The organism is Actinoalloteichus spitiensis RMV-1378 (assembly GCF_000239155.1).
Lineage (GTDB): Bacteria > Actinomycetota > Actinomycetes > Mycobacteriales > Pseudonocardiaceae > Actinoalloteichus_B > Actinoalloteichus_B spitiensis.
In genome coordinates, this window is the sequence record NZ_AGVX02000168.1 from 1 (window position 1) to 10,759 (window position 10,759).

Consider the following 10,759-nt stretch of genomic DNA (forward strand, 5'->3'; position numbering starts at 1 on the left):
GGGCGCGCGGGTGCGACCGGCCGGCGCCCCACCGATGACCTGCGTCCGGTCAGCGGGGGCGGCGGGCGCGTTCCCCTGGCGGGGTTCGGCCACCTCCGCGTCGGCCTCCGGATCGACCTCGGCATCGTCATCGTCATCGACCGTCCGCGCTCCCACGGCCAGCGCGCGCACTGGGTGGTTCTCCTCCTCACCCGAGGAGATCACCCGCCCGCCCTGGTCGGAGAGCGACCGCACCCTGGTGGACTCGGCGCGCAGCGCCACCCGTTCCACCAGGACGTCCCCTCCCAGCAGGGACTCCAGGCTGCGGCGCAGGGTCTCCAGCTCCCGCTGGAGACCGGCCAGCTGCTCCTGCGACTCCGCTCGCAGCTCGTCCTCGACCTGCCGGCGGGTTTCCGCCTCGAGGTCGAGTTCGTACTCACGGCGTGCGGCTACCTCGCGTTCCAGCTCCAGCTCGTAGACACGGCGCAGTTCCTCGGACTGGTCCGCCCGCTCAGCCGCCTCCCGCCGGTAGCGGGCAGCGGCGAAGGCACCGAACAGGGCGGCCCACAGTCCCGCGACGATGCCCAGCCGCAGGAGCCGTGCGTCGTCGCTGAGCAGCAGCAACACCGTGGCACCAACGGCCAGCGCGCAACCGCCGATCCAGAGGACGGGACCACGGCCGATACGGTTCCGCTCGTCGTCCGAGCCAGACAGGCCGCTCATAACGCCACACGGTACCGGTCGGTAATCGAACCGAGACCTGTGGCGGGGGGCCGCTCCCACGGCCTCGGACGAGCGGGCGGCCCCGCCGGCGGTGGATTGACGCCGGCGGGAACGGGAGCAGCGGCGTGCCTCCGCCCGCGCGGCGGTACGCGCCTAGTCGTCATGGTCGTTCCGGTCCTCGTCGGAGTCGGGGTCTTCCGGCGCTCGGCAGCAGTGCTCCAGCCAGAGGGCGGCCACCACGAGCAGTACCGCGCAGGCGATGCCGATCAGCGATGTCACCTGGTCGCCGGCGGCGGCGTCGAAGTCGCCCCGGTGCGGTGAGACGTACAGCAACACGGCCAGCCACGCCCCGAGCATGATCACACCCAGCAGCGAGGACGCTTTCGCCAGGGCCACCGCACGTGCGGCGAGCAGGGCGAGTTCCCGAGGGATGACGTGCCGCTGGTCCCGCCCGCGCACCCGCGCCCGGATCGAGGAGCCCAGCACGGCCTCCACCGCACCGATGAGCACGAGGGTGATCCCGGCGAAGGTCGGCAGTCGGGGCAGCGACGAGTAGAAGAGGGTGAGCAGCAGGTAGACGACGAGCACACTGCCCAGGCCCACGGCCAGCAGGTCGCGGGCCCTGGTGAATCTCATCCACCCGCCTCCTTCATCCTGGTCGACGCACGGCCCCAGTCTCTCAACGCCGGGCCGCCCCGCGCAGATCCAGGTCCGGTCGGACCGCGACCCCCGTTCCGACCAGCTCCCGCAGCAGTTCGCGCACCGGGCCGTGACCGGGCAGGACCGCCTCCGGTTCGACGTCGAGCCAGGGAACCAGCACCGACGCCCGCTCCGGAGTGCCCGGGTGGGGCAGCAGCAGCTCGGGGTCCTCCGAGCGGACCCCGTCGACCGTCACCACGTCCACGTCCAGGGTTCGTGGCCCCCACCGGACGGTCCGCTCCCGCCCGGCGGCCTCCTCCAGCTCCCGAGCCCGGTACAACCAGCCCCAGGCATCCACCCCGGCGTCGTCGACCACGATCACGGCGTTGAGGAAGTCGGGCTGGTCGGTCACTCCCCACGGGGCCGTCTCGTAGACGCGGGACACCGCGACCACGGCCTCGCCCAACCCGGTCACCGCCGACCGGAGGTGCGCGAAGCGGTCGCCGAGGTTCGAGCCCAGCGAGAGCACCGCCCTGGTCACGAGGCTCCCCGGCCGCCGCGCCTCGACCTGCGGACGGTGACGGCGACGTCGTCGAACGGCACGCTGATCGGTGCCGCCGGCTTGTGGACCGTGGCCTCGACGGCGTGGGCCCGCGGGTCGGTCATCACCTCGTCGGCGATCTGGGCGGCCACGCCCTCGATCAGGTTCCGCGGAGTGCCACTGACGACGGCGACGATCCGCTCGGCCAGCGCCCCGTAGTCGAGCGTGTCGCGGAGGTCGTCGCTGGCCGCCGCTCCCGACAGGTCCACCCACACGGTCAGGTCGACCACGAACTCCTGCCCGTCACGGCGCTCGTGGTCGAAAACGCCGTGGTGCCCCCGGGCCCGGACCCCGGTCAACCTGATGCGGTCGGTCATCGCGCACCCCCGGCCCGCCAGGCCCGCTCCACGGCGATCGCGTCGAGCGAGCCGACGACGTCGTGCACCCGCACGCCCCAGGCTCCAGCTGAGGCGGACAGCGCGGACACCGTCGCGGTGGCCACCTCGCGGCCGGCCGGTGGGCGCGGGGTGCCGTCCCGGTCGGCCAGCGCCGCTCCCAGGAACCGCTTCCGCGAGGCCCCCACCAGGACCGGGAACCCGAGTTCCACCAGGGCGTCGAGCCGGTTCAGCAGTGCCCAGTTGTGCTCGGCGTTCTTCGCGAACCCCAGGCCCGGGTCGAGCACCAGGGACTCGGGTGGCACGCCGGCGGCCACGGCCTCGTCGACCCGGGCGAGCAGCTCGGCGCGCACGTCCGCGACCACGTCCTCGTAGCGGGCCAGGCTGTTCATGCTCTTGCTGTGGCCCCGCCAGTGCATCAGGATCCACGGCGCACCCGCCTCGGCAACCACCCTGGCCATGCCCGGGTCGGCCAACCCGCCGGAGACGTCGTTGACGACCGCCGCGCCCGCGGCGAGCGCGGCCTCGGCGACCGCCGCCCTGGACGTGTCGATGCTCAGGGTGACACCGAGCGCGGCGAGTTCCCTGACCACCGGTACGACCCTGGCGATCTCCACGTCCGCGTCCACCCGGGAGGAGCCCGGCCTGGTGGACTCGCCGCCGATGTCGACGATGTCGGCTCCCTGCTGGTGCAGCTCCACACCGTGGTGGATCGCCTGCGTCTGGTCGAGGTAGCGCCCACCATCGGAGAAGGAGTCGGGCGTGACGTTGAGCACGCCCATGACGACGCAGCGCCCCGGCATCGGCAGCACGCGTGGCACGTGGTGCGTCTCCTGTACTAACACGGCGGATCGCTCCTCAGCTCGATGTCCGACCTGCCGCCATTCTGGCCGTGCCCGCGGAGTGACCGCACCAGCGCGGTCGGTCCTGGCCCGCTCAGCCCGACCGCATCAGGTTCAGCGCCTCGGCGCGGGACGACGCGGAGGACCTGAGCAGTCCCCGCACGGCGGACGTCGTGGTCCTGGCTCCGGGCTTGCGCACCCCCCGCACGGTCATGCACAGGTGCTCCGCCTCGATCACCACGATCACGCCGCGTGGGGCGAGCCGCCGCACGAGGGCGTCGGCGACCTGCGAGGTCAACCGTTCCTGCACCTGGGGTCGCCGGGAGTAGAGGTCGACGAGCCTGGCCAGCTTCGACAACCCCGTCACCTGCCCCCGCTCGTTGGGGATGTAGCCGACGTGCGCCACGCCGTGGAAGGGGAGCAGGTGGTGCTCGCAGTTGCTGAACATCGGGATGTCCCGGACGAGCACCAGTTCCTCGTGGCTCTCGTCGAACGTCTTGGACAACACCGCGTCCGGGTCGGTGTGCAGCCCGGCGAACATCTCCCGGTAGGCCCGGGCCACCCGGGCCGGGGTCTCCACCAGTCCCTCGCGGTCCGGGTCCTCGCCGCACGCGATCAGCAACTCGCGGATGGCGGCCTGGGCGCGGGCCTGGTCGAAGTGGCCGGGCCCGGCTGCGGGCGCCGCCAGGTCACCGTCGAGCTCCTCGAAGGTGCCGGTCACCGCTGCCCTCTCCGGAGGTCAGCGACCATCACCGTCCTCCTGGTCGTTCGTCGTCCCGCGCCGCGGGTCGTCGGTCGTCTCCTGCTGGCCCGACCCCGCGCCCGGCTGCTGCCCCGGCAGTTCGTCGCGGCTGAACCGCTGCGTGCCCTCGTCGCTGGTGTCCGGCGCCGAACCACCCTCCTCGGGCTTCTCGGCTCCCGCGGGTTCCCCGCTGACGGGCTCCCGCTGCGCCCCGCCGCTCTCCCCCGCCGGGGGGCTCGACGGCTGCTGCTCCCAGCTCGGGGTCGCCCCACGCTCCCAGGAGGGGGTCCACCCGGAGGACTGCGGTGTCCACGGCGAGGTGGCCGGCGTCCACCCGGGGGGCGCGCCGTAGTTCGGCGGACCGGACCTGCTGCCGCCGGCGGGCTTGGGGATCGGACGGGTGGCCTGGTGGTTCGGGTGCACCGCCGGCTGCGGGGCGGCCTGCTGACCTCCGGGCCACGGCGCCTGCTGGGGCGGCGCCTGCTGCGCTGGCTGGCCAGGCTGCCCCTCCACCGACTCGTCCTGCCGCTGGTCCGGCTGCTGGCCCGACTCCTCCTCGGCCCCCGCGCCCTGGTCGGGAGCAGCCGGCGGCGTCGGGGCCGCCTCCACGGCCGGCACCGGGGGCCACGGCTCGCCGCGTTCCTTCGCCAGTTCGGCCGGGCTCTTGATGGGCGGTTTGTCGGAGGGCGTGCGGTGGCCGAAGTCGTTGAAGGCGGTGATCCTCGGCCGCTTCTCCACCCGGGAGAAGATGCGTTCCAGGTCCCGCCGCTGCAACGTCTCCTTCTCCAGCAGCTCCAGCACGAGGTCGTCGAGCACGTCGCGGTAGGTGTTGAGGATCTCCCACGCCTCGGTGTGCGCGGCCTCGATGAGCTTGCGCACCTCCTCGTCGATCTCGTGCGCGACCTCGAGCGAGTAGTTGGGCTGCGTGCCCATCGTGCGGCCGACGAAGGGGTCACCCTCGTCCTTGCCGTACTTCACGGCACCCAGCCGGTGGCTCATGCCGTACTCGGTCACCATCGCCCTGGCGATCTTGGTCGCCTGGTCGATGTCGGAGGACGCGCCCGTCGTGGGCTCGTGGAAGACCAGCTCCTCGGCCGACCGCCCGCCCAGGGCGAACACCAGCCGCCCGATCATCTCCGACCGGGTCATGAGGTCCTTGTCGTCCTCGGGCACGACCAGCGCGTGCCCTCCGGTGCGACCTCGCGGCAGGATGGTGAGCTTGTAGACGGGCTCGAGGTCGGGCATCGCCCACGCGGCGAGCGCATGCCCGCCCTCGTGGTAGGCGACGATCTTGCGTTCCTTGTCCGACACGACCCGGCTGCGGCGGGCCGGACCGCCGATGACGCGGTCGACGGACTCCTCCAACGCGGCGGACGTGATCAGCTGGCCCTGCTGGCGGGCTGTGAGCAGGGCGGCCTCGTTGATGACGTTGGCCAGGTCCGCGCCGGACATGCCGACCGTCCGCTTGGCCAGGGAGTCGAGGTCGGCGTCCTGCGCCAGCGGCTTCCCCTTGGAGTGCACCCGGAGGATGGCCTTCCGCCCGGCCAGGTCGGGAGCGGCCACCGGGATCTGGCGGTCGAAACGACCGGGGCGCAGCAGCGCGGGGTCCAGGATGTCGGGCCGGTTCGTCGCGGCGATGAGGATGATGCCGCCTCGGGAGTCGAAGCCGTCCATCTCGACGAGCAGCTGGTTCAGGGTCTGTTCCCGCTCGTCGTGCCCGCCACCGAGACCGGCGCCCCGCTGCCGGCCCACGGCGTCGATCTCGTCGACGAAGATGATGCAGGGCGCGTTCTGCTTGGCCTGCTCGAACAGGTCGCGCACCCGGGACGCCCCGACACCGACGAACATCTCGACGAAGTCGGAACCGGAGATCGAGTAGAAGGGGACACCCGCCTCGCCGGCGACCGCCCTGGCCAGCAGGGTCTTGCCGGTCCCCGGAGGGCCGTAGAGCAGGACGCCCTTGGGGATCTTCGCTCCCAGCGCCTGGTAGCGGCCGGGGGACTGGAGGAAGTCCTTGATCTCGTAGAGCTCCTCCACGGCCTCCTGCGCGCCGGCCACGTCGGAGAACGTCGTCTTGGGCATGTCCTTGTTCAGCTGCTTGGCCTTGGACTTGCCGAAGTTCAGGACCCGGTTCCCGCCGCCCTGGGCGTTGTTCATCATCCACAGCAGCAGGAGCAGCAGCAGGACCAGCGGGACCATGTAGATCAGCAGCTGCGTGAACAGGCTGTCCTGGTTGACGGTGGTGTCCCACTCGGCGATCCCGGAGGCGCCGCGCAGCGCGTCGACGATCTGCTCGGTGCCGCCCGCCGGGTACTGCGTGATGACCTGCTCGTTGCCCTCGACCGGGGAGTTCAGCGTGAGGCGGAGCCGCTGCTCCTTGTCCTCCACCTGGGCGGTCCGGACGTTGCCGTTGGCGATCTGCTCAAGCGCCTGCGACGTCGGCACCTCGTGGTAGCCACGGGTGTCGTCCGTCAGGACGTTGTACCCCACGATCAACAGCAGGATCAGCAGGATCCAGATGAATGGGTTGCGGAGCAGGCGCTTGCGGTCCATTCGGCTACGGCCGTATTCCGGCCTCGACCCTCCCTGGCGTGCGTGTCGGGCGGAACTTGGGCGCCGCCCGGGCGATGGCTCCCCGTTCGGACCAGCGTACCGCCCACGGCGGCCTTCACCGCCGGAGTGGTACCACTCGGCCCGAGCGGCGGTCCGTGCGTCCAGGCGCCTGGTGGCCACCCCTACCGCGCTGTCCGCGCACGGCACCTGACGTGGGGTCCAACGGAGCGCCCTCCGGGAAAGTTCCCCCGGGGGCGGGGAACCACCCCGCATCTCGTCGTGAGCCAGGTCACCCCGACGGGGTGGTCACCTGCCGCCGGACGGGGCAGGCCCGTCGGGTCAGCTGGAGTACACCCTCGGCTCCAACGAGCCGATGTAGGGCAGGTCGCGGTAGCGCTCCGCGTAGTCGAGCCCGTAACCGACCACGAACTCGTTGGGGATGTCGAACCCCACGTAGCGCACCGGCAGGTCCACCTGCACCGCGTCGGGCTTGCGGAGCAGGGTGCAGACCTCGATGGACGCCGGGTTCCGCGAGCTCAGGTTCTTGAGCAGCCAGGACAGGGTGAGCCCCGAGTCGATGATGTCCTCGACGATGACCACGTCCCGGCCGGCGATGTCCCGGTCGAGGTCCTTGAGGATGCGCACCACCCCGGAGGAGGAGGTGGAGGAGCCGTAGGAGCTGACGGCCATGAACTCCAGCTGGGTGGGCACCGGCAGCGCCCTGGCCAGGTCCGTCATGAACATCACGGCGCCCTTGAGCACGCCGACGAGCAGCAGGTCCGTCGATCTCGACCCTGCCGGGTAGTCCTCGGCCAGCCGACCGGCCAGCTCGGTGACCTTGTCCTTGATCTGCTCTTCAGAGACGAGTACCGATGCGATGTCGCCGTCGTACACGGAGGGCATCCCCTTGGGAATCAGGTCCAGTCGTGGGTGGTCGCCCGGACGGCGTCGCGCGAGGCTCACCCCGCCGGCCGACCGACCTGAAGCCTGCCATGCGCTCGTTCGACGACCAACCCTCCCGGTAGCCACACCGCGCCCTGCCCCCGCCAGCGCCCGACGAGCTCGTCCACGGCGCGCAGGTGCAGGTCAGTGAGCTCGCGGACCCCGTGGTCCATCAGCCACCGGCGGAAGACCCTCCGCCGCACGGCGGCCGGTGCGTCCGCCAGGACACTGACCACCAACGCACCGTGTCCTTGGTCACTCCCGCTGAGGGCGAACAGCTTCTCCGCCCACTGGTCCAGCGCCGCCCCATCCTCCCTGAGCTGCGCGGACGTCCTGCACAGCGCTTCGGCGACCCCGCCATGGAGCACCTCCTCCAACAGCGGGAGCACCTCACGGCGGAGCCGCACCCTGGTGAACCTGGGGTCGCTGTTGTGCGGGTCGGTCCAGGGTCGCAGGCCCAGCTCCCGGCAGGCCTGCGCGGTCACCGCACGGGAGCACTCCAACAACGGGCGTCCCCAGGGCGGGTCGAGGGCGCGCATACCCGCGATCGACCGGGGACCGGAGCCGCGCCCCAGCCCGAGGAGGACGGTTTCCGCCTGGTCGTCGAGGGTGTGGCCGAGGAGGACGAGCTGGCGGGGATCACGCAGGGCCCCCCGGAGGGCCTGGTACCGGGCACGGCGGGCGGCTGCCTCGACCCCGCCACCCCCGGTGACCGGCGGCCGGAGGACGAGGGTCTCGTCGGCACCGAGGCCGGCCAGCTGCTCGGCCGCCCGTTCGGCCACCTCGCGCGAACCGGGTTGGAGGCCGTGGTCCACGACGACGCCCCGCACCGCCAACCCGCCGCGGTGGCCCTCGTGCACGGCCGCGGCCGCGAGCGCCAGGGAGTCCGCACCACCCGAGCAGGCCACGTCCAGGAAGCCGGACTCGAGGTGTCCCCCGCTCCTCGCGGTGTCCAGCAGGGCCCGGACGGCGACCCGGGTGCGGGACACGGCGGGGATCCGGTCACTCATCGTTCACGCCACGAGCCGTCGCCGCGATGCGCTCAGCCGTGCACGCGGCGCAGCCAGGCGGCCGGCTCGGCGATCTCGGCGCGGGTCGGCAGGGTCTCCGGCGAGGTCCACACCGCGTTGAAGCCGTCCATGCCGACCCGTCGGACGACGTGCCTGGTGAACGCGGCGCCCTCAGCGTACTGGCGCACCTTGGCGTCCACCCCCAGCAGGACCCGCAACGCGCGGTCGAGCAGGCCACCGCCCCGGCGGCGCACCGTGAACCGCGCCCGGATGCGGCGGACCGAGGGCACGACCCGGGGACCGACGGCGTCCATGACGTGGTCGGCGTGCCCTTCGAGGAGGGTGCCCAGGGCGAGCAGCCGGTCCAGGTGGGCGCGCTGGGCGGGTGACTGGAGCAGCTCGACGAGGGCGGGTGGCTCGCCGCCGTCGGGAGCGCGCCGGTTGCGGAGGGCCCTCACCAGCTCGGGCAGCTGGTCCAGCGCTCCGACGACGGTGTCGTCCATCGACCCGAGCAGGGTCCCGACCTCGGTGGCGAAGTGGTCCCGCAGCCACGGGACGGCGGTGAACTGGAGCCGGTGCGTGGCCTCGTGCAGGCACACCCACATCTGGAAGTCCGCCGGCGGCACCCGCAGGGCCCGCTGGACTCCGACGATGTTGGGCGCGACGAGCAGGAGCCGCCCCTGCCCGTCGTCGCCGCCGAACGGGTCGTACTGGCCCAGCACCCGCCCACCGAGGTAGGCGAGCACCGCTCCCGCCTGGACGCCGGCCGCCTTCGAGGCGAGGGCCGCGATCAGCCCCGCGTTCTGCCTGGTGGGCATGGCCTGGTCGACCAGGGCCGCCATGCCCTCCACCGCGGCGGACGCCCAGCCCGGGCGGTCGAGCACCAGGCCCGCCCGCAGCGGGAGGTCGTACCCGAGCCCGGTGAGCTCCCTGACGTGGCCCTCCGCCTCCGCGCTGAGGTCGCGGAGCCCCGACACGGCGCTGACGGCGTCCTCCATCGGCACCTGCGGTCCTCGCCCGACCAGGCGCACGGCGGTGGACCTGGCGACGTCCCAGGCGATGGGGCCCGTGCGGTCGACCCGCGCGGGCACGGTTGCCACTGACTTGGCGTCCACACCCCAGACGCTACCGGAGGCAGTACCCGGGCAGGTGACCGCGAGCGGTGCCGAGGCCCTCACCCACCGTGTGCTCCTCAGCGGCAGCCGCAGGTGCGGATGGCGGCGGCCATCTCGTCGAGGGCCGCCCGCGCCTCCAGGGTGTTCGCTCCGTCGGACATCAACGCGAAGACGAGGAGTTTGCCCTCGACGTCGGTGACGATGCCGGCCAAGGTGCTCACCCCGGTCAGGGTGCCCGTCTTGGCCTGCACCCAGCCCCGTCCCTCCCGCGCGTTGTCGATGTACCGGCCACCCAGGGTGCCGCTGGCACCCGCGACGGGTAGCCCGGGCAGCATCGGGCGCAGCATCATGGCGACCTCGTCCGGGCGGTCCGGCCCGACGGCCTCGGCGAGCAGCTCGGCCAGCACCGCCGGTGAGATGTCGTTCTCGGTGGACATCCCGCTCGCGTCGGAGAGGGAGACCGAGGACACGTCGAGGCCGTGTTCGGCCAGGACCTCGAGGATGGCCGTGGTGGCTCCGTCGAAGCTGGGTTCGTGCCCGGTGGCGAGGGCGAGTTCCCTGGCGAGGGTCTCGGCGAGGGTGTTGTCGGAGGTCAGCACCATCGACTCGACCATCCGCTCGATGCTGGGCGAGGACACCTCACCGAGCACGGTCGCGCCCTCCCCCGCCACCGGCTCCCGGCTGACCTCCACCGCTTCGGAGGCCACGCCCAGGCGTTCGCCCAGCGCCCGTCCCACGGCCAGCGCCGGCTCCGTGGTGCGCGGCGTCGTCGCGGCGAGCGGGTCCTGCCGGTCGACGTCGAGCATCACCGGCTCGACGGGTGCGATGTGCCCGCCCGGCACGTCAGCCTCGCCCACTCCCGGAGCGAGGCGTTCTCCCGTGTAACGGCTCGCGTCCACCACGATTCGCTCGACCGGGCCGGGCTGGGCGGCCTGGACCTGTTCGACGAGGTCGTCCAGTCGGGCCGCGTCGGGGTAGTTGTAGGTCGGGGTGTCCGCGGGCAGGGCGGACAGCGTCGGGTCACCACCGCCGACCAGCACCAGCGTCCCGGGCTCGTCCCCCCGCACCACCCGGGTCTCCAGGGTGGCGTCGTGCTCGATGGTGAGCAGGATCGCCGCGGCGGTCAGCAGTTTCGTCGTGGACGCCGGGGTGCGGGGAGTCGTCTCGTCGAGGGCCCAGAGGGTCTCACCGCTCGCCGGGTCGACAACGACCCCGCTCAGGTTGCCCAACGCCGGGGTGGCGCCGACCTGGTCGAGCCGCGCCGTCAGCCCCGCCGCG

General features: G+C 72.6%; 11 protein-coding genes. All 11 read right to left on the reverse strand.

Annotated elements, in window-relative coordinates; translation table 11 throughout:
• Positions 1 to 702 (reverse strand): DUF6779 domain-containing protein (locus ACTIDRAF_RS27895; RefSeq protein WP_016698353.1); only part of this gene is annotated, 702 nt, incomplete at its 3' end.
• 153 nt (positions 703 to 855) lie between these two features.
• Entirely contained in the window at positions 856 to 1,338 is a 483-nt protein-coding gene (locus tag ACTIDRAF_RS0208725; protein ID WP_016698354.1) for a DUF3180 domain-containing protein, read from the reverse strand.
• A gap of 43 nt (positions 1,339 to 1,381) precedes the next feature.
• Positions 1,382 to 1,882 carry a 2-amino-4-hydroxy-6-hydroxymethyldihydropteridine diphosphokinase gene (gene folK / locus ACTIDRAF_RS0208730; protein WP_016698355.1) on the reverse strand — a complete coding sequence of 167 codons (501 nt, stop codon included), beginning with the start codon at positions 1,880 to 1,882 and terminating at the stop codon, positions 1,382 to 1,384.
• Positions 1,879 to 2,259 (reverse strand): dihydroneopterin aldolase, encoded by a 381-nt coding sequence (gene folB / locus ACTIDRAF_RS0208735; RefSeq protein WP_016698356.1) that lies wholly within the window; start codon positions 2,257 to 2,259, stop codon positions 1,879 to 1,881. The genes folK and folB overlap by 4 nt, the downstream gene beginning before the upstream one ends.
• On the reverse strand, positions 2,256 to 3,080 hold the full coding sequence (gene folP, locus ACTIDRAF_RS0208740) for a dihydropteroate synthase (RefSeq protein WP_039786433.1): 825 nt from the start codon (positions 3,078 to 3,080) through the stop codon (positions 2,256 to 2,258). The genes folB and folP overlap by 4 nt, the downstream gene beginning before the upstream one ends.
• A gap of 133 nt (positions 3,081 to 3,213) precedes the next feature.
• Complete coding sequence (folE, locus tag ACTIDRAF_RS0208745; protein ID WP_052168757.1) at positions 3,214 to 3,807, reverse strand: GTP cyclohydrolase I FolE; 594 nt, start codon at positions 3,805 to 3,807, stop codon at positions 3,214 to 3,216.
• Positions 3,808 to 3,858: 51 nt separating this feature from the next.
• Positions 3,859 to 6,414, reverse strand: a complete 2,556-nt coding sequence (gene ftsH, locus ACTIDRAF_RS0208750; protein WP_016698359.1) for an ATP-dependent zinc metalloprotease FtsH — start codon at positions 6,412 to 6,414, stop codon at positions 3,859 to 3,861.
• 339 nt (positions 6,415 to 6,753) lie between these two features.
• Positions 6,754 to 7,308, reverse strand: coding sequence for a hypoxanthine phosphoribosyltransferase (gene hpt, locus ACTIDRAF_RS0208755; protein WP_026065913.1), 555 nt, complete (start codon positions 7,306 to 7,308; stop codon positions 6,754 to 6,756).
• A gap of 65 nt (positions 7,309 to 7,373) precedes the next feature.
• Complete coding sequence (tilS, locus tag ACTIDRAF_RS0208760; protein WP_016698361.1) at positions 7,374 to 8,366, reverse strand: tRNA lysidine(34) synthetase TilS; 993 nt, start codon at positions 8,364 to 8,366, stop codon at positions 7,374 to 7,376.
• 32 nt (positions 8,367 to 8,398) lie between these two features.
• Positions 8,399 to 9,481 carry a zinc-dependent metalloprotease gene (locus ACTIDRAF_RS0208765; RefSeq protein ID WP_157162929.1) on the reverse strand — a complete coding sequence of 361 codons (1,083 nt, stop codon included), beginning with the start codon at positions 9,479 to 9,481 and terminating at the stop codon, positions 8,399 to 8,401.
• A gap of 77 nt (positions 9,482 to 9,558) precedes the next feature.
• The coding region (gene dacB, locus ACTIDRAF_RS0208770; protein ID WP_016698363.1) for a D-alanyl-D-alanine carboxypeptidase/D-alanyl-D-alanine endopeptidase at positions 9,559 to 10,759 on the reverse strand (1,201 nt) is incomplete at its 5' end.

What these genes read in the sequence shown, in the direction of transcription:
- ACTIDRAF_RS0208725 (WP_016698354.1), bottom strand. Translation starts at nt 1,338, where the DNA reads ATGAGATTCACCAGGGCCCGCGACCTGCTGGCCGTGGGCCTGGGCAGT.
- folB (WP_016698356.1), bottom strand. Translation starts at nt 2,259, where the DNA reads ATGACCGACCGCATCAGGTTGACCGGGGTCCGGGCCCGGGGGCACCAC.
- folP (WP_039786433.1), bottom strand. Translation starts at nt 3,080, where the DNA reads ATGCCGGGGCGCTGCGTCGTCATGGGCGTGCTCAACGTCACGCCCGAC.
- ftsH (WP_016698359.1), bottom strand. Translation starts at nt 6,414, where the DNA reads ATGGACCGCAAGCGCCTGCTCCGCAACCCATTCATCTGGATCCTGCTG.
- tilS (WP_016698361.1), bottom strand. Translation starts at nt 8,366, where the DNA reads ATGAGTGACCGGATCCCCGCCGTGTCCCGCACCCGGGTCGCCGTCCGG.